This is a genomic window from Oerskovia rustica (assembly GCF_014836555.1).
Taxonomy (GTDB): domain Bacteria; phylum Actinomycetota; class Actinomycetes; order Actinomycetales; family Cellulomonadaceae; genus Oerskovia; species Oerskovia rustica.
In genome coordinates, this window is record NZ_JACSQQ010000013.1 from 99,777 (window position 1) to 120,934 (window position 21,158).

A 21,158-nucleotide genomic window follows, 5' to 3' on the forward strand; every position below is an offset into this window, starting at 1 on the left:
GGTCGACCGCCCTCCCGGGGGAGGCGGCGGGGCCGGCGGTCGCTGCGGGGTGGGGGACGTGGTCGGTCACGGCCTGCTCACCTCGGTCTCGTGCTGGGGCTGGGACTTCGGGACGCGCATCCGCACGAGGGTACCCGCGCCCTCGTTCGTCTCGATCTCGAGCGCGTGCTGGTCGCCGTAGAGCTGGCGCACGCGCGTGTCGACGTTGCGCAGCCCGACGTTCGTCGCGCGCGACCCCGTCGCGAGCAGGGTCCGCAGCGTCTCGGGAGACATGCCGACGCCGTCGTCCTCGACCGTGATCTCGGTCTGGGTGCCCTCGTCGCGCGCGCTGATGACGATCCGCCCACCCCCCTCGCGCGGCTCGAGGCCGTGCCGGACGGCGTTCTCGACGAGCGGCTGGACGCTGAGGAACGGGATGACGGTCGACAGGGACTCGGGCGCGATCTGGAGCGTCACGGTCAGCCGGTCGCCGAACCGCGCGCGCTCGAGCTCGACGTACGAGTGGATGCTGCCCAGCTCGTCGGCGAGCGTCGTGAAGTCGCCACGGCCCCGGAAGGAGTAGCGCGTGAAGTCCGCGAAGTCGAGCACGAGGTCGCGCGCCCGCTCGGGGTCGGTGCTGATGAAGGACGCGATCGCACCGAGCGAGTTGTAGATGAAGTGCGGGCTGATCTGGGCGCGCAGGGCACGCAGCTCGGCCTGCGCGAGCGCGGTGCGCGAGGCCTCGAGCTCACCCAGCTCGAGCTGCGCCGAGCACCACTGCGCGACCTCGCCCGTGGCCCGCACGAGCGGCGGGCGCACCCGCGTCGCGAACGCGACGACGGCCCCGGCCACGACACCGCCCGCGAGCACGGGCGCCCCCACGGCCTCCGGGACGCCCGACGACGGCTCGGCGCCCGCGTAGACCTGTCGCCTCCCGGTCTCGATCGTCCGGGCGCCGACGCGCTGCGCCTCGGCCCGGAGGGCGGTCGGGCCGTCGAGAGCCACGACGCCGTCGGCCGTCACGACCGCGAGCGCCTCGCAGCCGAGCAGGGTGCGCAGGTGGCGGGCCGCGCGTCCGACGTCGTCGCCCTCGAGACCGTCCCGCAGGTGCTTGGCGGCGCGCGAGGCGAGGTGGAGCGTGCTGAACGTCGCGCGCTCGGAGTCGCTGCCGAGCTCGCGCGTGCCACGTGCCAGCCGCCACGCGAGGACCAGCGCGGCGGTGAGCAGGACGCCGACGACCAGGCCGACGACGGCCCCGGTGAACACGGGTCCGGACATGTCGCGATCCTATTCCGGAGAGATGACGCCGAGGGTGACGTACCTGACGCCGAGGGTGACGCGCTGGCGTGCCGAGGGTGACGGGATGCCGCCGACGGTGTCCCCCTCGGCGGGCGGAGGCGTCACCCTCGGCGGGGTCAGCAGCAGCGGGCGCCCGGGTTGCGGTCCTGGTCGTCCATGCGCTGGCGCCAGAACTGGCGCTCGGTCAGGACGGGGACGTCGGGCCCGTGCGCTGCGCGGCGGTGCTCCACGTACACCCGGTACGCGTCGTCGCCCATGAGCTGACGGACGTACCAGGCCGCACCTCTTGCCGCGCGGGCGAGCGCGTCGCGCACGGGCCCCACGTCAGTGCCCCGAGCCCGAGGAGACGGGCTGCTTCTCGGGCGGGAGCTGGGCCCACTCGGCCTCGATCTCCTTCTCGGTCGCCGTGGTCAGGAGGCCCGCAGGCGCGAAGCGGCGCGAGGCCACGGGCTCGTCCTCGTGGTTCTCCCCTCCGCCCGCACGCAGCGCCTTCACGGTCGTCACGAGGGCCGCGACCATCACGACGATCGCGAGGACCACGAAGATGATCGACAGCGTGCCCTGGACGAACGTGTTGCGCACGACCGCCTCCATGGCCTCGATCGAGGTCGCGGTGCCGAACGAGGTCTCCCCCGCGGCCAGCGCCTCCTTGAACGCGTTGTGGTTGGCCCAGTAGCCGACGGCGGGGACGGGCGAGAAGATCTTCTCGAACGACGCCGTGATCGTCACGACCGCGGTGAAGGCCAGCGGCAGGGCCACGATCCACAGCCAGCGGAAGAAGGAGCGTCCACGCTTGGCGACGATCGCGAGCACGACCGCGAGCGCGATGGCCGCGAGGAGCTGGTTGGCGATGCCGAACAGCGGGAAGAACGTGTTGATCCCGCCGAGGGGGTCGGTGACGCCGAGATAGAGGATGCTCCCCCACCCGGCGACCATGACCAGGGTGCAGAACCACACCCCGGGCCGCCAGGTCACGTCCCGGAACCTGGGCGCGACGTTGCCGAGCGAGTCCTGGAGCATGAAGCGCGCGACGCGCGTCCCGGCGTCGACGGCCGTGAGGATGAACAGCGCCTCGAACATGATCGCGAAGTGGTACCAGAAGCCCATCATCGCGGCGCCGCCGAAGAGCTGCTGCATGATGTGCGCGAGGCCCAGGGCCAGGGTCGGCGCACCACCGGTGCGCGAGACGATCGACTCCTCGCCGACAGCCGCTGCGGTCGAGGACAGCATGTCGGGCGTGAGGTTCACGCCGGCCAGGCCGAGCGAGTTGACGAACGCGACCGCACCCTCGATGGTCCCGCCGGTCGCGGCGGCCGAGGCGTTCATCGCGAAGTAGATGCCGCGGTCGAGCGAGATCGCGGCGACGAGCGCCATGATCGCGACGAACGACTCCATGAGCATGCCGCCGTACCCGATGAAGCGCGTCTGGCGCTCCTTCTCGAGCAGCTTGGGCGTGGTGCCCGACGCGATGAGGGCGTGGAAGCCGGACAGTGCGCCGCACGCGATCGTGACGAACAGGAACGGGAAGAGCGAGCCGGAGAACACCGGCCCGGTCTCGCCGCTCGCGAACTCGCTGACCGCGGGCACCGAGATCTCGGGGCGCACGATCACGATCGCGCCCGCGAGCATCACGATGACGCCGACCTTCATGAACGTCGACAGGTAGTCGCGCGGGGCGAGGAGCAGCCACACGGGCAGGACGGCCGCGACGAAGCCGTAGATGATGATGCCGATGGCAATGGTCGTGCGGTCGAGGTGGAACATGTCCGCGCCCCACGGGGTGTTCGCGACCCAGCCGCCGCCGACGATCGCGGCCATGAGCAGCACGAAGCCGATGATCGAGACCTCGGTGATGCGCCCGGGACGCAGGTAGCGCAGGTAGACGCCCATGAAGAGGGCGATCGGGATGGTCATCGCGACGCTGAAGACGCCCCAGGGGCTCTCGCCCAGGGAGTTCACGACGACGAGCGCGAGGATCGCGACGATGATCAGCATGATGAGCAGGGACGCGACGATCGCGGCCGTACCGCCGATGCGGCCGAGCTCCTGGCGGGCCATCTGCCCGATCGTGCGGCCGCCGCGACGCATCGAGAAGAACAGGACGACGTAGTCCTGCACGGCACCCGCGAAGATGACGCCGACGATGATCCAGACCGTGCCGGGCAGGTAGCCCATCTGGGCGGCCAGGACCGGTCCGACGAGCGGGCCGGCGCCCGCGATCGCGGCGAAGTGGTGCCCGAACAGCACGCGGCGGTCGGTCGGGACGTAGTCCTTGCCGTCCGAGCGCACCTCGGCGGGGGTCGCGCGGCGGTCGTCAGGGCGCGTGATGTATCGCTCGATGACCTTGGAGTAGAAGCGGTATCCGATGAGGTAGCTGCAGACCGCGGCGAACACGAACCAGATCGCGTTGACGGTCTCGCCGCGCACCAGCGCGAGCATGACCCAGGCCACGCCGCCGAGCAGGGCGATGCCCGTCCAGAGCACGACCTTCTGCCAGGTCCAGCGGGGTGCGAGGGCGGCCTCCGGGACCGCGGTGGGCGGGAGCGTCGGATCGGGCGAGCGCCCGTCGTCCGAGGCGGTCTCCGCCGTCGATCGGGTGTCTGTCGTCATCGGTTCTCTCTCCCAAGGTCGCGTCGTTGCGTCCGACCGGGAAAGGCTAGGGACGACGACGGGCCGTGATCCAGGTCACGTCGACGGACGGTCGAGGTGTGCGACGAGCGGTAGGCGACGTGCGACGAACGGTCGTCGAACGGTGGTCGGCAACGGTCCGGACGGGCGGCCCGCGTAGTGTTCGGGGTCGTGCCGACGTCCGGCACGGTGCCCGAGAGGACCCCTGTGAGCCTGATCCGCCTGAACGCCGTGAGCATGCAGTTCGACGACAAGGTCGTGCTGCGCGACGCCTTCCTCAAGCTCCGCGAGGGTGAGCGTGTCGGGCTCGTGGGCCGCAACGGCACGGGCAAGACGACGTTCCTCGAGCTCATCCTGGGCCGCAAGGAGCCCACGTCGGGGACGGTCGACGTCAACCTCGGCGTGAGCATCGGGTACTTCTCGCAGTTCTCCGAGCTCGCGGGGCACCGCAGCGCGGCCGAGGAGCTCAGCGAGCTGTTCGCCGACGTCCACTCGACGCAGGCGCGCCTCGACGCGATCGGCGAGCGACTCGCCGAGCCGGACCTCATGGACGACAGCGGTGCTGTCGACGGCGATGACGAGATGACCAGGCTTCTCACCGAGCAGGCCGACCTGTTCGAGCGCATGGACGCGCTCGACGGATGGTCGTACGAGAACACGATCGACACGGTCCTCACGCGCCTGGGGTTCGACGCCGAACGTCGCGCGCTCCCGGTCGACCAGCTCTCGGGCGGCTGGCGCAACCGTGCGGCGCTCGCCCGGATCCTGGTGCAGCGCCCCGACGTGCTGCTGCTCGACGAGCCCACGAACTTCCTCGACCTCGACGGGGTGCGCTGGATCGAGAACTGGCTCCAGACCTACCCGGGCGCGGTGCTCGTGGTCTCGCACGACCGCCAGTTCCTCGACGGTGCGGTCAACCGGATCGTCGAGATCGAGAACCGTCGCCTGCACGAGTACGAGGGCGGCTACTCCGACTACGTGCACGCCAAGCAGTCGCGCCTCAAGACGATCGAGCGCCAGTTCGCGCACGAGGAGGAGCTGCTCGCGTACGAGGTCGAGGCCAGCGATGCCCGCAAGCAGGCCGCGAAGGACAAGAGCCGTGGCCTCAAGCGCAAGCTCGCCGACATCAAGAAGCGTCAGGCGCCGCGCCCGGTCGACCAGATCATCACGACGATCTACGCGGACCTGCACGTGAGCGAGCGCCTGGTCGAGGTCGAGGGGCTCACGAAGGGCTTCGGCGGCGACCCGCTGTTCAGCGACCTCACGTTCTCGCTCCACCGCGGTGACCGCGTGGCCGTCGTCGGCGCGAACGGGTCCGGCAAGTCGACGCTCCTCGACGTGCTCACGGAGGTCACGCCGCCCGACGCCGGGCAGATCATCTGGAAGAAGAACTCGACGTTCGTCTCGTACAACCAGGTCGTGGCCGACCTCGACCTGGACGACACGGTCGCGCACGCGGTGAGCGCCGCCCCCGGGACCCTCGCGTACTCGGCGACCAAGAAGAACGTCAACCGCTTCCTGACGATGCTCCAGTTCTCCGAGATGGAGCTCAAGCAGAAGATCGGCACGCTCTCGGGCGGGCAGCGTGCCCGCGTCGCGATCGCGCAGTGCCTGCTGTCGGGTGCCTCGGTGATCGTGCTCGACGAGCCGACGAACCACCTCGACCTCACGAGCGCGCAGGTCATGGAGCGCGCGCTCGCGCACTTCCCGGGTGCCGTGGTCGTCGTGAGCCACGACCGCTACTTCATCGACAAGGTCGCCGACCGTCTGCTGACGTTCGACGGCGCGGGCGGCGTCGTCGAGACGGCCGCGAGCGGCGCGCTCTGACTCAGGGCTGCAGGACCGGCCCGACCGCCCGAGCCCTCTCCGCCCGGGCGGTCGCGATCCGTACGACCGCGGCCATGCCGCCGTCGCCGTAGGTGGCGTCCTCGACCGGGACCTCCGGGTGGTCGAGGACCAGTCGCTCCCAGGTGTCAAGCCGCGCGGTCGACGCCGCCTCCTGCGCCAGGAGCACCGCGCGCAGGTGCTCCTCGAACAGCGGGCGGTGCCGGTCGACCAGGTGACCGTAGAGCTCGAGCCGCTTGTCCATGCTCCGCACGTTGGCCGAGGTCGGCGACGTGCGGTACTCGATCAGCGGTTCGGGCACGATCTCGATCCGCCCACCCGCCGAGAGCAGCGAGAGGAAGAAGTCCCAGTCCTCGAACCCGGCGCGCATGCGCTCGTCGTAGCCTCCGGCCGCGAGCCAGCGGTCGCGGCGCAGCATCACGGTGGCCGGCGAGGCGTTGCGGTGGAGGAAGTCGACGGCCGCTCCCCCGGCCGGGCGGGCGACCGCGTGGGCGACGCCGTGCATGCGCAGCCAGGACGAGGACCCGACGACGTCGGGGTCCTCCTCGAGGAGCGCCGCGGTCCGCGCCACGAAGGTCTCGGCGAGGCGGTCGTCGCCGTCCAGGACGACCGCGAGCTCGGTCGTCAGCCGCGACAACCCGGCGTTGCGCGCCGCGCTCACGCCCGCGTTCTCCTGGCGCAGGACGCGCACCGCCTCGTGACCGGCGAGCGCGTCGAGGACCGCGAGGGACCGGGCGTCCGTCGACCCGTCGTCGACCACGACGACCTCGTCGGGTGCGCGCGTCTGCCGCAGCACCGACTCGACGGCCTCACGCACCAGGTCTCCCTGGTCGAACCCGGTCACGACCACGCCCACGGTTGCTCGCACGCAAAGATGCTAGCGACCTCGCGGGATGCGACGTCCCGGCACGCACGTGACGGTGCACTGTCGGCTCGTGGGCGACGCCTGGACCCGAGCCACGGGGCGTGACGACGAGGACTACTACGAGGCGCGGGAGACCGCCGCGCCACCCGCCGCGGAACCGGACACCGACGGCGGTGGGACGCCGGTCGGTGCCTCGACCCGCCCGGCCGGTGAGAGCTGGGACTTCGACGACGAGGACGAGAACCGCCGTCGGCTCCCCCGGCTCGCGGCGCTCTTCTCCTGACCAGCGCTCCCCCGGCACCGCCGCCGTCCGGTCGGCGGTGCCATGCACGAGACCTGGCCGCCCTGGCGAGACCGGTTCCGTTCGAGATCGGGCTCGTTGTCGCCTCAGCCGCTCCGGAAGCGACAACCAGCCCGATCTCGCGGGAGCGGTGATCCGGCAGCCAACCGTGCTTCGACCACCCCCGCAGGTCCGGGCTCGTCCCCGCGAGACCTCGTCAGTCGTCCTCGGACGCCGGGACCAGGCCTCCGAGGGCCGCCGCGGCGGCGCCCAGGACGAGTCCCACGCGCAGGTGCGGTGCGCGCACCCCGCGGGCACGCATGCGCTCGCCCCAGCGGTACGCCCCCTTCTCGCCGACGACGGCGAACGCCGTCGTGGCCCCGAGGACGGCGGCGGCCCCGACGACGATCGCGACCTTCCCGCCCGGGGTGATCTCGACCGGCGTGAGGGAGTGCAGCGTGTTGTCCGGGGCGTCGTCGGACGCCTGCTCCCAGAGCGCCGTCGTGCCTGCCGCGGCGTCGGTGCCCTCGGTGTCCCGCAGGGCGTCGCGGACCTTGCGGACGCCGTCGATCGCCTGACGGCCCTCGCCGGTCCGGAGGAGCACCACAGCGCCGGCGACCCCGCAGGCCGTCTTGAGGAGCGCCCGGGTCCCGCGCCGTTCGACGAGGTCGGGCACGGTGTACCAGGCCGCCGTCATGAGCCCGTAGACCGCACCGGCGCGTGCGTCGAACGTCCATGGGCGGGTGGTCTCGGTCTGCTGCACCGGCATCGCTTCGTCCCTGCTGTGCGTCGTGCGCACGCTCGTTCGTCCCGGACATCCACCGGCCTGCTTCGCCGGTGCCGTGCTCACGGGCTGTCGTGAATCACCAACGAGGCACCTGTCCGGTTCGTTCCACCCTCTGCCCACCGCCCGAGGCGCACCGCGCGCCGGCCCCCAAGGCCCCGTGACCACCCTCACGGTCGCGGGACGCACATCCGTGTCCGACACCGGCCGCACGTGTGGTCTCCTGGGGCGATGAGCGACTGGACGACGAAGACCACGACGGTGCACGGCAGCATGCGGGAGGTCGCCGTGCTCGGCGCCGGCGGGGTCGGCGGCCTCGTCGGGGCGCTGCTCGCCCGCGCCGGTGACGCGGCGGTGACGTTCGTGGCGCGTGACGAGACGGCGGCCTCCCTGCGCGAGCACGGACTGCACGTCCGCAGCGGGCAGCTCGGTGACGTCGAGGTCGCCGCCCGGGCGACGGCGCAGCTCACCGAACCGGTCGACGTGCTGCTCGTCGCGGTCAAGGCGACCGGACTGACGGACGCCCTCGACCGCGTCGCCCCCGAGGCGCTCGCGGGCGCGGTCGTCGTGCCGCTGCTCAACGGCGTCGAGCACCTGGACGTGCTGCGCAGCCGGTACGGCTCCGAGCGGGTCGTCCCTGCGGTGATCCGGGTCGAGGCGACGCGCGTCGCGCCGGGAGAGATCGTGCACGGCAGCCCGTTCGTGGAGATCGATCTCGCCCCGGGCGACGCACCGGCGGACGCGGTCGACACCGTGCGCGACCTCCTCGCGCGCGCCGGGGTCACGGTACGGGTGCGGCCCGACGAGGCCGCGCTCGTATGGGCCAAGCTGTCCTTCCTGGCGCCGCTGGCCCTGCTCACGACACGCCACCGCGCGACGATCGGCGAGGTGCGCACGGCCCACCGGGACGAGCTCGAGGCTCTGGTCGCCGAGGTCGCGGCGGTCGCGACGGCGTCGGGCGCCCCGTCGGACCCCGCCGCGTCGTTGGCCCTGTACGACCGGTTCCCCGCCGGCGCCCGTTCCTCGATGGAGCGCGACGCCGAGGCGGGCCGACCGCTCGAGGTCGACGCGATCGGTGGCGCCGTCGCACGTGCCGCCGCTCGCCACGGCGTCGCGGCGCCGCGCACGGCCCGGCTCGTCGCCGAGCTCTCCTGACACCGTCCCGGACGGCGCGGTCCCGCACGCTGACGGGCAGGACGGCGCCCGCGCCGCACGCGCTACCAGTCGGCGGGCACGACCCAGTGCCGGGGTGCTCTCTCGTGCTCCAGGAGCCTGCGCTGGGCACGATGGCAGTGCTGTGCACGCTGCTCGGCGGTCAGACCGTCGAGCCAGGCGACGTACCGCCGTTCGAGGCTACGGAACCGCGCTCGACCGAGTGCGAACACGGTGATCGAGACCAGCCAGTGGGCCGCGAGCATGGCCGCGAGCAGCAGCGCGGCCACGGGCAGCGAGACGACCGGGTGTGCCTGCAGCCCGCACCACAGGACGACGATGACGGCGCCGAGCTGGCTCACGCTCGCGGCGAGCAGCCACCCGCTGGTCAGTGGCCCGTGCAGTCCGGCCCGGTGCCGGCACGGGACGAGGGTCGACTCGTGCGCGTCCAGGGGCGGGTAGATCTCTGGCACGTCGACCGCGCTCGCCGAGGACCTCACCATGTCGCTCACCCGCCGGCGAAGGGTGGCAGGACGTCGATCGTCACCGGACCGGCGACGGCGGCGGCCGCCGCCTCGGGGCGCAGCGCGCGGCCGTCCTGGAGGTACAAGCAGACGACCTGCACGCGTCGCATCGGCTCGCCGTGCCGACGCGCGCTGACGCGGAGCGCGGCGGCCGGGCTCTCGGTCTCGATCACCTCCTCGTCGAGGCCGTTCGCCGCGGCGCGGGCCGCGGCGTAGTAGCGCAGGGTGATGGCGGGCATCTCGTCACTCCTTGTCGTACGGGGTCGGTGCGGTCTCGGGTGGGAGCTATCCCCCGATCGCGGACATGCCGCGCTCGGGCTGGCGGAAGCCGGCGCTGCCGATGGCGTGCCCGGCGGCCTTGGTGCGGACCGCGAGGCCGAGCGCTGCCGCGATCCGGTCGTCGTCGGCTCCTGCACGCAGGAGCGTCCGTAGGTCGGTCTCCTCGCGCGCGAACAGGCAGCTGCGGAGCTGGCCGTCGGACGTGAGGCGGATCCGGTCGCACGCGCCGCAGAAGGGGCGCGTCACGGACGCCACGATCCCGACGACCGCGTCGGTGCCGTCGACCGTCCACCGCTCGGCCGGGGCCGCGCCGCGCGCCTGCACGGGGACCAGCTCGAACGACCGGTCGAGCGACGCGAGCACCTCGTCGGCCGTGACCATGCCCTCGCGGGTCCAGCTCCGGCCCGCGTCGAGCGGCATCTGCTCGATGAACCGCAGCTCGTAGCCGCGGTCGAGCGCGAACCGCAGCAGGTCGACCGTCTCGTCGTCGTTGACGCCCCGCACGAGGACGGCGTTGAGCTTGGTTCCGGTGAACCCTGCCCGGTCGGCGGCCGCGAGCCCGTCGAGCGCCTGGTCCAGGCGGTCGCGCCGCGTCAGCTGCGCGTACCGGTCGCGCCGCAGGGTGTCGAGCGACATGTTGAGCCGGCTCAGCCCCGCGGCGCGCAGCGGGCCTGCGAGCGCCGGCAGCCGCAGCCCGTTGGTGGTCATCGACACCTCGGGGGCGCCGGGGAGCGCGGCCAGGCCCGCCACGATCTCGACGATGTCGGGGCGCAGCAGCGGTTCGCCGCCCGTGAGGCGGATCTCCTCGATGCCGTGCCGGACCGCGACGGCCGCGACGCGGGTCGTCTCGGCGACCGTGAGCAGCTCGTCGGAGGGCAGCCAAGGCATCCCCTCGGCCGGCATGCAGTAGGTGCACCGCAGGGAGCAGCGGTCGGTCAGGGAGATGCGCAGGTCGCGGTGGCGCCGTCCGAACCGGTCGACGAGGCCGGGGGCGTCCCGTCGGTCCGTGCCCGACGGCGTCGCGCGCCGAGGCACCTGACCTCCCGACGGCGTCGCCCGCCCCGGGTCCGCGCGACCGGACGCGACGTGCTCGGCGGGGGCGGCGCCGTCGGGCAGGAGATCCCCGACCGTGCGCTCGACCGTGGGCGCGATGCTCACAGCGCCCCGACCCACTCGTGCGTGCCGTCGGCGAAGACCTGGCGCTTCCACACGGGCAGTGCCGCCTTGACCTCCTCGACCAGGTCGCCGCACGCCGCGAAGGCCTGGGCGCGGTGCGCCGAGGACACGGCAGCGACGAGCGCGACGTCGCCGATCGCCAGGTCGCCCACGCGGTGGGACACCGCGACCCGGACGGCGCCCGAGCGGGCGGCGACCCGTGCCGCGATCTCGCCCAGGACGCGGTCCGCGTCGGGGTGCGCCTCGTACGTGAGCGCGGCGACGGACCGGCCGCCGTCGTGGTCGCGCACGACGCCCGCAAAGGTCACGACGGCACCGGCGTGGGCCGAGGCCACCGCGCGCTCGTGCGCGGCCACGTCGAGGACGGACTCCCCCACGCCTGTGAGGACGACGCGTGCGAGCATGGCGACGTCGGCTCGGTCCGCGCTCATGCCCTCACCTTGCCCCGCCCGGCCGTCGCGGAGCGCTGCCGGTAGACCACGTACGGTCGGGCCAGGTACGCCACGGGCACCGACCAGACGTGCACGAGCCGCGTGAAGGGCCAGATCGCGAGGAGCAGGCACGCGAGCACCGCGTGCCAGCCGTAGACCGCGGGCGCCGAGGAGATGAGCGACGGGTCGGGCTGCAGGACGAAGAGCTGGCGGAACCAGACCGAGACGGTCCCCCGGTACTCGTAGCCCGAGCCGAACACGTTGATCGCCACGGTCTGCCACATGCCGACCCCGATCTCGACCGTGAGCAGGAGGTACAGGACCCGGTCCATGGGGGTCGTGACGACGCGGATGCGGTCGGAGACGTAGAACCGGCGCAGCAGCAGGATCACGAGGCCCGCGCACAGCAGCACGCCCGCGACCGTCCCGGCTGCGACCGCGACCACGTGGTACGTGTGGTCGGAGATCCCGAGGGCCTGCGTCCACGACGTCGGGATCAGGAGCCCCGCGGCGTGGCCGAGGATCGCGAACAGCGCCCCGAAGTGGAACAGGGGCGAGCCCCACGCGAGCCACCGCTTCTCGAGCACCTGGCTCGTGCGGGTCGTCCAGCCGAACTGGTCGCGGCGGTACCTCCAGACGTGCCCGACGACGAAGATCGCGAGGCAGACGTACGGCAGCACCACGAAGAGGAGGGTGTCCCACATGTGTCAGCGTCCTTCCGGGGCGCAGGTGAATTCCGGGGGGCCGAAGGGCGCGCCGGCCGTGTCCGTCCAGCTCGCTCCCCCGTAGGGCATCGAGGCGATCTCGAGCCCCGCGTCGTCGGTGGGCGGTCCGGTGAGCGCGAGCTGGTCGACCTCGCCGCGCTGGCGCTCGGACACGGGCCCCAGGAGGTCGCTCACGGCCTCGAGGATCTCGCGGTAGTGCGAGCCGCGGTCGGCGAGCGAGCGGCGGATGAGCTCGATCCCGCCCCGGTGGGTCCGCAGCGGTGCCTCGCCCGCCCCGGTCCCGGCGCGCGAGGCGAACTCGAGCACCATGGGCAGGTAGTCGGGCAGCTCGGCGTCGTCGGGCGCGAACCCGCACGCGCGGTAGCGCTGCTTGAGCGCGAGGAGCGCCATGCCGCGCTGGCGCGTGTCGCCGTGCAGGTAGTAGCTGAGGAACAGCGACGACTTGCGGCGCAGGTCGAACGTCTCGACGTAGTGGGCCCGCGCGGCGCGCGGCTCCGTCCGCGCGTGCTGGTCCCAGAACGCGCGCAGGTGCGCAGCCGGGGCCGACTCGGGCAGGGCCGCGACGGCCGCGCCGAGCTCGTCGGCGTCGGCATACCAGGCGTCGTCGGGGTAGGCGAGCAGGATGCTGGCCAGGGCCAGCACGTCGGCCCGGGCGGGGACCTCGACGAGGTCCCTGCGCCGCGAGCGCCGCAGGAGCGGGACGAACGCGCGCCTGCCCGACGGCGGAGCCTGGGTCGTCATGACGGCCTCCGGACCTGCAGGGGGACGGAGACCGGCCCACCGCGCGTGGAGGCCGCGCTCATGCCGGGCCCGCCCGGGTTGTCGAGCGAGCAGCCCGAGGCCCACGACGCCATCTCGGCCGCGTCCTCCTTGTGCGCCGCGGGGATGACGTAGCGGTCCTCCATCTTGGCGATGGCCAGGAGCCGGTAGAGCTCCTCGACGTCCTCGGCCGAGTACCCGACCTGGTCGAGCAGGTCCTGGTCGACCTCCCCGGTCAGCGTGCGCCGCCGCATGTGGCTGCGCATGGCCGCGAGCTTCATGAGGACCCCCGCGACGACGTCGACGTCCCCGGCCGAGAAGAGGCTCGCGAGGTACTCGAGCGGGATGCGCAGCGAGGCGATGGTGTGGAACACGTCGTCGGCGTCGGCGTCGTCCTTGCCGAGCTCGGTCGTGACGTCCAGGACGGGCGAGAGCGGCGGCACGTACCAGACCATGGGCATGGTCCGGTACTCGGGGTGCAGCGGCAGGGCGACCTTGAACTTCTGGACGAGCTGCCAGATCGGCGATCGCTGGGCCGCGCCGATCCAGTCCTCGGCGATCCCGGCTGCCCGGGCCGCCGCGACGACCTCGGGGTCGGTGGGGTCGAGGAAGACCGAGCGCTGGGCGTCGAGCAGGTCCTTCGGGTCCTGGACGGACGCCGCGGCCTCGACCGCGTCGGCGTCGTAGAGCACGAGGCCGATGTACCGCAGGCGGCCCACGCACGTCTCGGCGCACACGGTCGGCTGCCCCGCCTCGATGCGCGGGAAGCAGAACGTGCACTTCTCGGCCTTGCCCGTCTGGTGGTTGACGTAGACCTTCTTGTACGGGCAGGCCGAGACGCACATGCGCCACCCGCGGCACGCGTCCTGGTCGACGAGCACGATCCCGTCCTCGACGCGCTTGTACATGGCCGACGACGGGCAGGCCGAGACGCACGCGGGGTTCAGGCAGTGCTCGCAGATCCGGGGCAGGTGGAACATGAACGTCTGCTCGAACGAGAGCTGGACCTTGTCGACCATCGACGCGAGGTTGGGGTCCTTCGACGCGATCTGCGGCGAGCCGCCCAGGTCGTCGTCCCAGTTGGGACCCCACGTGATCTTCATGTCCTTGCCCGTGATCGCGCTCTTGGGGCGTGCGACCGGGATCTGCGGCGAGTTCGCCGGCGCGGAGATCAGCTGGTCGAAGTCGTACGTCGCGGGCTCGTAGTAGTCGTCGAGCCCCGGGAGGTCGGGGTTCGCGAAGATCGACGCGAGGCGGCGCAGCCGCCCGCCCGAGCGGAGCCGGAGCCGTCCCTTGCGGTCGAGCTCCCAGCCGCCGTGCCAGCGGTCCTGGTCCTCGTACCCGCGCGGGTACCCCGTCCCGGGCTTGGTCTCGACGTTGTTGAACCACACGTACTCGACGCCGTCGCGGTTCGTCCACGTCTGCTTGCACGTCACCGAGCACGTGTGGCACCCGATGCACTTGTCGAGGTTCATGACCATCGCCACCTGCGACATGACCCGCATCTCAGTACTCCACTTCCTGGTTGCGCCGACGGATGACCGTGTACTCGTCGCGCTGGTTGCCGGTCGGCCCGTAGTAGTTGAAGGCGTAGGTGAGCTGGCCGTACCCGCCCAGGAGGTGCGTGGGCTTCATCATGATCATCGTCAGCGCGTTGTGGATGCCCCCTCGCTTGCCCGACGCCTCGGCCTTGGGCACGTCGATGTTGCGGTCCTTCGAGTGGTACATGTAGACCGTTCCCGTGGGCATGCGGTGCGAGACCACGGCCCGGGCCACGACCACGCCGTTGCGGTTGACCGCCTCGATCCAGTCGTTGTCCGCGATGCCCGCGGTCGCCGCGTCGCCCTCCGAGATCCAGATCGTGGGGCCCCCGCGCGAGAGCGCGAGCATGTACGGGTTGTCCTGGAACTGCGAGTGCATCGACCACTTGGAGTGCGGCGTCAGGTAGCGCACCGTGACCTCGGTCGAGCCGGGCTCGCTGAAGCCCTGGTGACCGAAGTGGCGCGCCATGTCGAGCGGTGGCCGGTAGACCGGGAGCTGTTCGCCGAGCTCGGTCATCCAGTCGTGGTCGACGAAGAAGTGCTGGCGCCCGGTGAGCGTGTGCCACGGCTTGAGCCGCTCGACGTTGACCACGAAGGGCGAGTACCGCCGCCCGCCCTGCTCCGAGCCGGACCACTCGTAGCTCGTGAAGACGTTCTGCGGCCCGGTCAGGGTCTGCGCGAACGTGACCTGGCGGTCGTGGTTCTCCTCCGCGAGGTCCGCGAGCGGCTTGCCGACGCGCTTCTCGAGGGCCTTGAATCCCGCGACCGAGACCGTGCCGTTGGTCGTGCCCGACAGCGCGAGGATGGCCTCGCACATGTGCGCCGCGGTCTCGAGCGACGGGCGGCCCTTCGCGACGCCGTCCTTGCGCACGCCGTTGGCCTTCGCGAGGAACTCGACGGCCTGCTCGGGCACGACCGTGACGCCCTTGGTCGTGGTCCCGACCTTCGAGATCAGCGGCCCGACGGCGCGCATCTTCTCGGCGATCTGCGTGTAGTCACGCTCGATCACCACGAGCCGGGGCATGGTCACGCCCGGGACGGGCTCGCACTCGCCCTTGCGCCAGTCGAGGACGACGCCGCCCGGCTGGGCCATCTCGTCCGGGGTGTCGTGCGTGAGCGGCGCCGCGATGACGTCGGTGCGTGTGCCCAGGTGGGTCTTGGCGAGCTCGGAGACCTTGTCCGCGAGGCCCAGGAACGCGTCGTAGTCGGTCCTGGCCTGCCACGGTGGTGCGATCGCCGCATTGAGCGCGTGCACGAACGGGTGCATGTCCGTGGTCGAGATGTCCTGCTTCTCGTACCAGGTCGCCGCGGGCAGGACCACGTCGGCGAACAGCGACGTCGAGGTCATGCGGAAGTCGATGTTGGTCAGCAGGTCGAGCTTGCCCTCGGGGGCCTCGTCGCGCCAGACGACCTCCTCGGGGCGCCGCTCGGGCGGGGTCTCGTGCGCGCGCAGCGACGAGTCCGCGCCGAGCAGGTGCTTGATGAAGTACTCGTTGCCCTTGGCCGAGTTGCCGATGAGGTTCGCACGCCAGACCGTCAGGACGCGCGGGAAGTTCTGCGGGTCGTCGGGGTCCTCGACCGCGAACCTGAGGTTCCCGCTGCGCAGCTCGGAGACCACGTGGTCGGCGACCGGCACGCCCGCGGCCGCGGCCTCGTCGCACAGGTCGAGCGGGTTGCGGTCGAACCCGGGGTGCGACGGCGTCCAGCCCATGCGGGCCGCCTGGGTCAGGCAGTCCATCATGCTGCGGTCCTTGAGGGTGCCCGGACCGGTCGGCGACGCGAGCTCGTCCGCACCGAAGCCCTCGTAGCGCCACTGGTCCGTCGCGGTGTACCAGAACGCCGTGCCGGCCATGTGGCGCGTGGGGCGCTGCCAGTCGAGCGCGAAGCCCATGTGCTGCTGCCCCGTCACGGGGCGCGCCTTCTCCTGCCCGACGTAGTGCGCCCACCCACCGCCGTTGACGCCCTGGCACCCGGTCAGCGTCAGGAGCGCGATGAACGTCCGGTAGATGGTGTCGGCGTGGTACCAGTGGTTGGTGCCCGCGCCCATGATGATCATCGACCTGCCCTTGCTCACCTCGGCGTTGCGCGTGAACTCGCGCGCGATCCGGGTGCACTGCTCGGCCGGGACCCCGGTCAGGGCCTCCTGCCAGGCGGGCGTCCCGGGCGACGTCACGTCGTCGTAGCCCGTGGGCCACGTGCCGGGCAGCCCCTCGCGGCCCACGCCGTACTGCGCCATGAGCAGGTCGAACACCGTCGTCACGAGGCGGTCGCCCACGCGGATCGCCGGGACGCCGCGCAGGACCGAGGAGCCGCCCTCGGTCTCCCCCACGTCGAAGCGCGGCAGCTCGACGACGACCCCCTGCGCCTCGGCTCCCGCGTGCGTCAGGCCCAGCAGGCTCAGCGCCGGGTCGTGGTCCTCGAGGTCGAGGTTCCAGCGCCCCACGCCGTCCTCGGTCCAGCGGTCGGCGAGCGTGCCGTTCGGCACCGTGAGCGCGTCCGCGGCCGCGTCGAGGAAGACCGGGCGGAACTCGGGGCGCTGCCCCGTCGCCCCCGCGACGGGCAGCCCGTCCAGGTCGGCCGCCGTGAGGAACTTGGCGGGCCGGAAGACCGGGGCGGCTCCGCCGTCGGGCGCTGTGCCCTCCGCCGTCGCACGGGCCGCCGGGGACTCGTCGAGCGTGACCAGGAACGGCGCGTCCGTGTACGTGCGCGAGTACGCCTCGAAGTACGGGACCTGGCGGTCGCGGTAGAACTCGGTGAGCAGCACGTGGCCCATGGCCTGCGCGAGCGCGCCGTCGGTGCCCGGGGCGGGCGCGAGCCAGTCGTCCGCGAACTTCACGTTGTCCGCGTAGTCGGGGCTGACCGCGACGACCTTCGTCCCCTTGTAGCGGGCCTCGGCCAGGAAGTGCGCGTCGGGCGTGCGTGTCACGGGGACGTTCGAGCCCCACATCATGATGTAGCTCGAGTTCCACCAGTCGCCCGACTCCGGGACGTCGGTCTGGTCGCCCCAGATCTGCGGGCTCGCGGGCGGCAGGTCCGCGTACCAGTCGTAGAAGCTCAGCAGGGTCCCGCCGATCATCGACAGGAAGCGCGTCCCGACACCGAAGCTCGCCATCGACATCGCGGGGATCGGGGTGAACCCGACACAGCGGTCCGGCCCGTACGCCTTGATCGTGTAGACGTGGGCCGCGGCCATGATCTCGGTCGCGAGCTCCCAGTCCGCGCGGACCAGGCCGCCCTTGCCGCGAGCGCGCTTGTAGAGCGTCGCCTTGAGCGGGCTCTCGACGACCTCGGCCCACGCGAGCACCGGGTCGCCCAGGCGGCAGCGCGCGTCGAGGTACATGTCGAGCAGGACGCCGCGCACATAGGGATATCGCACGCGCGACGGCGAGTACGTGTACCAGGAGAACGAGGCGCCGCGCGGGCAGCCGCGCGGCTCGTACTCGGGGCTGTCGAGCCCCGTCGTCGGGTAGTCCGTGCCCTGGTGCTCCCACGTGATGAGGCCGTCCTTGACGTATACGTCCCACGCGCACGAGCCCGTGCAGTTCACGCCGTGCGTCGAGCGCACGACCTTGTCGTGCGCCCACCGGTCACGGTAGAACCGGTCCCACTCCGAGGGGTCCGTCTCGATCATGGCGTGCGCCGAGTCGAACACCTCCGTCTGCGGGAAGTGGCTGCGCGTCCTGAGCAGCTTCTTCATCAGGGGCGACATCGTCGCGGGGTCGTCGATGGTCATGGCGAGTGCTCCTCGGGAACGGCGTGGGGGGCGTTCGTGCGATGGTTGTCGTGGTGAGGACGTCGGCCGGGGGCAGCCGGACGCCTCGACGTCAGTGGTCCACGAGCGGGAAGAAGTGGGGCGAGCAGGTGCCCAGGCAGCAGGTCTACGGAGGTTTCGACGGCACGACGGGTCGCAGCGACCACGGCGGCAGGCGTACGCACGTCATCCAGCTGCTGCGCGACTCCAAGGCGCCGGTGTCCGTCCAGGACATCGCCGACGAGGTCGGCATCCACCAGAACACCGCGCGCTTCCACCTGGAGTCGCTCGTCGACGCCGGGCTCGCCGAGCGCACCCAGCAGACCCGGACGACGCCCGGCCGGCCCAAGGTGCTCTACCGCGGCACCCTGCCCAACCAGACGCACGAGCGAGCCCAGGCCTACCGGCTCCTGGCCGAGGCGCTCACGACCGCTGTCGCCGCCAACGTGCCCGAGGCCGCGACCCTCACCTACACCGTGGGCCGCACGTGGGGGCAGAAGCTCGCCGACTGCCCCGCCCCGGGCGAGGTGCTCACCGAGGACGAGGTCTCGACCCTGCTCGTGTCCAAGCTCGACGCGCTGTGGTTCGCGCCGACCCCGCGCGGCGAGCCGTCCGCGCAGGTCTCCGCACCCGGCAAGGGCATGGACGCGCTCGTGCTCAACAACTGCCCGTTCGTGGCGACCGCCCGCAGCACACCGCAGGTCGTGTGCTCGCTGCACGCGGGCTTCATCAACGGCACCCTGGCCGAGCTCGGCTCGGACCTGCGCGCCACGGCCCTGGTGCCGAACTTCGGCCAGCACCACTGCGTCGCGCGGCTCGAGACCGTCGACCGGGGACGCCACGACGAGGCCGCACCGATCCCGATCGTCGTGTCCGGGGCGCCGGGGGCCGCGGGGCCCGGGGCTCTCGGCACCGCCGGCCCCCCCCCCCCCCGCCCCGGGGGGGGGGGGGGACGTCCTCGTGTGAACGGCAGGTGACATCTCGGACGCGCGGCGTGTTGCCTCGACACCGGAGAACCACACGGGCGTAGTTTCGAACGTGACGGACGACACACGTCGTCCTCCGGGAGGCCATCCGATGGAGTTCTTGCTCCGCGCAGGAGGGCCGGCACCGGCCCTCGTCGGCCGGTCGCCTGCCCCACCAGCACGAACGGCGCCGTGCGCCGGAGGGAGCCTGCTGTGGTCCGAACCGCTTCTGCTTCTGGAGCTGCACCCGACGTCAGGGACGCGTCCCGTGACATGACGAGCCCCGACACCCCCGCGGCCTCTGCGGGGCGTCGCACCTTCGTCATCGACACGTCCGTGCTCCTGTCCGACCCGCGAGCGATGCTGCGCTTCGCCGAGCACGACGTCGTCCTCCCCGTCGTCGTCATCACCGAGCTCGAGGCCAAGCGCCACCACGCCGAGCTCGGGTACTTCGCCCGCAGCGCGCTGCGCATGCTCGACGACCTGCGGGTCAAGCACGGTCGCCTCGACGCCCCGCTGCCCGTGGGGGCCGTCGGCGGGACGCTGCGCGTCGAGCTCAACCACACGGACCCGGGCGTGCTCCCCGCCGGCTTCCGCCTGGGCGACAACGACACGCGCATCCTGTCGGTCGCGGCCAACCTCGCGGACGAGGGCTGCGACGTGACCGTGGTGTCCAAGGACCTGCCCATGCGCGTCAAGGCCTCCGCGGTGGGGCTGCGCGCGGAGGAGTACCGGGCCGAGCTCGCGATCGACTCGGGCTGGACCGGCATGGGCGAGATCGACATGAGCGACGAGCAGATGGCCGACCTGTGGGAGCACGAGTCGGTCGAGCTCTCGGCGCTCGACGCCGCCACGGTCGCGGCCGCCGAGCCGCTCCTGGTCCACTCGGGGCTCGTGATCCACTCGCCGCGCGGCTCGGCGCTCGGCCGGGTCACGGCCGACAAGCACGTGCAGCTCGTCCGGGGGGACCAGGACGTGTTCGGCGTGCACGGGCGCTCGGCCGAGCAGCGCATCGCGATCGACCTGCTGCTCGACGAGGAGATCGGGATCGTGTCGCTCGGCGGCCGTGCCGGGACGGGCAAGTCGGCGCTCGCGCTCTGCGCGGGCCTCGAGGCGGTGCTGGAGAAGAGGCAGCACCGCAAGATCATGGTCTTCCGCCCCCTGTACGCCGTGGGCGGGCAGGAGCTCGGCTACCTGCCGGGGTCCGAGGCCGAGAAGATGAACCCGTGGGCGCAGGCGGTCTTCGACACCCTGGGGGCGCTCGTGTCCAAGGAGGTCATGGACGAGGTCGTGGACCGCGACGTCCTGGAGGTCCTGCCCCTGACCCACATCCGCGGTCGCTCGCTCCACGACGCGTTCGTCATCGTCGACGAGGCCCAGTCCCTCGAGCGCAACGTCCTGCTCACGGTGCTCTCACGGATCGGGCAGTCCTCCCGGGTCGTCCTCACGCACGACGTCGCGCAGCGCGACAACCTGCGCGTCGGGCGGCACGACGGCGTCGCGGCCGTGATCGAGGCGCTCAAGGGGCACCCGCTGTTCGCGCACGTGACCCTGACGCGGTCCGAGCGCTCGCCCGTCGCGGCGCTCGTGACCGAGATGCTGGAGAGCATCGAGGTCTGAGTCCTGGCGCACCGGCCCGTGTCGTGGCTCCGGTCCGCGGGGACCGGGGCCACGACTGCGCCTCCCTGCCGCTCAGGCCACGGCCCGCCGGGTGCTCCGTGGGGTCGGGCGGTGTCGCGCGTGGACCAGCACCACGGCGAGCACGCCGACGACCGCGCCCACCGCCGTGTCGAGGGCGCGGTCGAGCGCGATGCCCTCGACCGACCCGCCGAGCGACGTCATGAGCAGGGCCATGGGCGTGATGGTCAGCATCGCGAGGCCGTAGTGGCGCATGACGACGATCTCCGTGACGACCTGCAGCACGACGACGAGGGCCGCGGTCGCCCAGAAGCCGAGGTGCAGGTCGAGCAGCGGCCACGCGATCAGGGCGCCCGCGACGGTGCCGAGCGCCCGCTGGAGCGCGCGGACCACGGCGTGCTGCGTCGTCGTGCCCTGGAGCGTCGCCGTGGCGCCCATCGCCGCCCAGGCCGGGTGCCCGAACCCTGCGACGTGCGCGGCCGCCGCCGCGGCGGCGGCCGCGCGGGTGACCCGCCCCGCGCGCAGCCGCCCCCCCCC

19 protein-coding genes are annotated in these 21,158 nt (G+C 72.3%); 5 read left to right on the plus strand and 14 right to left on the minus strand.

Annotated elements, in window-relative coordinates; genetic code table 11:
• Nucleotides 1–66: 66 nt before the first annotated feature.
• The 3 genes from H9652_RS09635 to H9652_RS09645 all read right to left on the minus strand — a co-directional run bounded on the left by H9652_RS09635 (nucleotide 67) and on the right by H9652_RS09645 (nucleotide 3,888).
• Nucleotides 67–1,257 carry a sensor histidine kinase gene (locus H9652_RS09635; RefSeq protein WP_191796033.1) on the minus strand — a complete coding sequence of 397 codons (1,191 nt, stop codon included), beginning with the start codon at nucleotides 1,255–1,257 and terminating at the stop codon, nucleotides 67–69.
• Between the two features lie 137 nt (nucleotides 1,258–1,394).
• On the minus strand, nucleotides 1,395–1,592 hold the full coding sequence (locus tag H9652_RS09640; protein ID WP_369800645.1) for a YbdD/YjiX family protein: 198 nt from the start codon (nucleotides 1,590–1,592) through the stop codon (nucleotides 1,395–1,397).
• 10 nt (nucleotides 1,593–1,602) lie between these two features.
• Nucleotides 1,603–3,888 (minus strand): carbon starvation CstA family protein, encoded by a 2,286-nt coding sequence (locus tag H9652_RS09645; protein ID WP_191796034.1) that lies wholly within the window; start codon nucleotides 3,886–3,888, stop codon nucleotides 1,603–1,605.
• Nucleotides 3,889–4,113: 225 nt separating this feature from the next.
• On the opposite strand from H9652_RS09645, the gene H9652_RS09650 reads away from it, so the two are divergent.
• Nucleotides 4,114–5,733 (plus strand): ABC-F family ATP-binding cassette domain-containing protein, encoded by a 1,620-nt coding sequence (locus H9652_RS09650; protein ID WP_191796035.1) that lies wholly within the window; start codon nucleotides 4,114–4,116, stop codon nucleotides 5,731–5,733.
• A 1-nt stretch (nucleotide 5,734) separates the two neighbouring features.
• On the opposite strand, the gene H9652_RS09655 is transcribed toward H9652_RS09650, so the two are convergent.
• Nucleotides 5,735–6,619, minus strand: a complete 885-nt coding sequence (locus tag H9652_RS09655; RefSeq protein ID WP_191796036.1) for a glycosyltransferase family 2 protein — start codon at nucleotides 6,617–6,619, stop codon at nucleotides 5,735–5,737.
• A 67-nt stretch (nucleotides 6,620–6,686) separates the two neighbouring features.
• Between H9652_RS09655 and H9652_RS09660 the strand changes: the two genes are divergently transcribed.
• Nucleotides 6,687–6,899 carry a hypothetical protein gene (locus tag H9652_RS09660; RefSeq protein ID WP_191796037.1) on the plus strand — a complete coding sequence of 71 codons (213 nt, stop codon included), beginning with the start codon at nucleotides 6,687–6,689 and terminating at the stop codon, nucleotides 6,897–6,899.
• A gap of 214 nt (nucleotides 6,900–7,113) precedes the next feature.
• Here the strand turns inward: H9652_RS09660 and H9652_RS09665 are convergent, their stop codons facing one another.
• The gene (locus H9652_RS09665) at nucleotides 7,114–7,665 is read right to left on the minus strand and encodes a hypothetical protein (protein WP_191796038.1); all 552 of its coding nucleotides are present in this window, start codon (nucleotides 7,663–7,665) and stop codon (nucleotides 7,114–7,116) included.
• A 246-nt stretch (nucleotides 7,666–7,911) separates the two neighbouring features.
• On the opposite strand from H9652_RS09665, the gene H9652_RS09670 reads away from it, so the two are divergent.
• Complete coding sequence (locus H9652_RS09670) at nucleotides 7,912–8,835, plus strand: ketopantoate reductase family protein (protein WP_191796039.1); 924 nt, start codon at nucleotides 7,912–7,914, stop codon at nucleotides 8,833–8,835.
• Nucleotides 8,836–8,897: 62 nt separating this feature from the next.
• Here H9652_RS09670 and H9652_RS09675 read toward each other — a convergent pair whose 3' ends face one another.
• The 8 genes from H9652_RS09675 to H9652_RS09710 form a co-directional block, all read right to left on the minus strand.
• Nucleotides 8,898–9,344 (minus strand): hypothetical protein, encoded by a 447-nt coding sequence (locus H9652_RS09675; protein WP_191796040.1) that lies wholly within the window; start codon nucleotides 9,342–9,344, stop codon nucleotides 8,898–8,900.
• Nucleotides 9,341–9,595, minus strand: coding sequence for a MoaD/ThiS family protein (locus H9652_RS09680; RefSeq protein ID WP_191796041.1), 255 nt, complete (start codon nucleotides 9,593–9,595; stop codon nucleotides 9,341–9,343). Before H9652_RS09680 ends, H9652_RS09675 begins: the two co-directional genes overlap by 4 nt.
• Before the next feature lie 46 nt (nucleotides 9,596–9,641).
• Entirely contained in the window at nucleotides 9,642–10,670 is a 1,029-nt protein-coding gene (gene moaA, locus H9652_RS09685) for a GTP 3',8-cyclase MoaA (protein ID WP_191796061.1), read from the minus strand.
• Nucleotides 10,671–10,789: 119 nt separating this feature from the next.
• A complete protein-coding gene (locus H9652_RS09690; RefSeq protein ID WP_318244073.1) occupies nucleotides 10,790–11,242 on the minus strand; it encodes a molybdenum cofactor biosynthesis protein MoaE in 453 nt (150 codons plus the stop codon).
• Complete coding sequence (gene narI, locus H9652_RS09695; protein ID WP_191796042.1) at nucleotides 11,239–11,946, minus strand: respiratory nitrate reductase subunit gamma; 708 nt, start codon at nucleotides 11,944–11,946, stop codon at nucleotides 11,239–11,241. The genes H9652_RS09690 and narI overlap by 4 nt, the downstream gene beginning before the upstream one ends.
• A gap of 3 nt (nucleotides 11,947–11,949) precedes the next feature.
• Nucleotides 11,950–12,708: a nitrate reductase molybdenum cofactor assembly chaperone gene (gene narJ, locus H9652_RS09700; RefSeq protein WP_191796043.1), complete on the minus strand. Its 759-nt coding sequence runs from the start codon at nucleotides 12,706–12,708 to the stop codon at nucleotides 11,950–11,952.
• Nucleotides 12,705–14,231, minus strand: a complete 1,527-nt coding sequence (gene narH / locus H9652_RS09705; RefSeq protein WP_191796044.1) for a nitrate reductase subunit beta — start codon at nucleotides 14,229–14,231, stop codon at nucleotides 12,705–12,707. The genes narJ and narH overlap by 4 nt, the downstream gene beginning before the upstream one ends.
• A 1-nt stretch (nucleotide 14,232) precedes the next feature.
• The gene (locus tag H9652_RS09710) at nucleotides 14,233–18,000 is read right to left on the minus strand and encodes a nitrate reductase subunit alpha (RefSeq protein WP_191796045.1); all 3,768 of its coding nucleotides are present in this window, start codon (nucleotides 17,998–18,000) and stop codon (nucleotides 14,233–14,235) included.
• 128 nt (nucleotides 18,001–18,128) lie between these two features.
• Here H9652_RS09710 and H9652_RS09715 point away from each other — a divergent pair, with 128 nt between their 5' ends.
• Entirely contained in the window at nucleotides 18,129–18,995 is an 867-nt protein-coding gene (locus H9652_RS09715; protein WP_191796046.1) for a helix-turn-helix transcriptional regulator, read from the plus strand.
• A gap of 261 nt (nucleotides 18,996–19,256) precedes the next feature.
• A complete protein-coding gene (locus H9652_RS09720; protein ID WP_191796047.1) occupies nucleotides 19,257–20,603 on the plus strand; it encodes a PhoH family protein in 1,347 nt (448 codons plus the stop codon).
• Nucleotides 20,604–20,675: 72 nt separating this feature from the next.
• Here the strand turns inward: H9652_RS09720 and H9652_RS09725 are convergent.
• Nucleotides 20,676–21,158, minus strand: a 483-nt coding sequence (locus tag H9652_RS09725) for an FUSC family protein (protein ID WP_191796048.1), incomplete at its 5' end; no start/stop codon positions are given.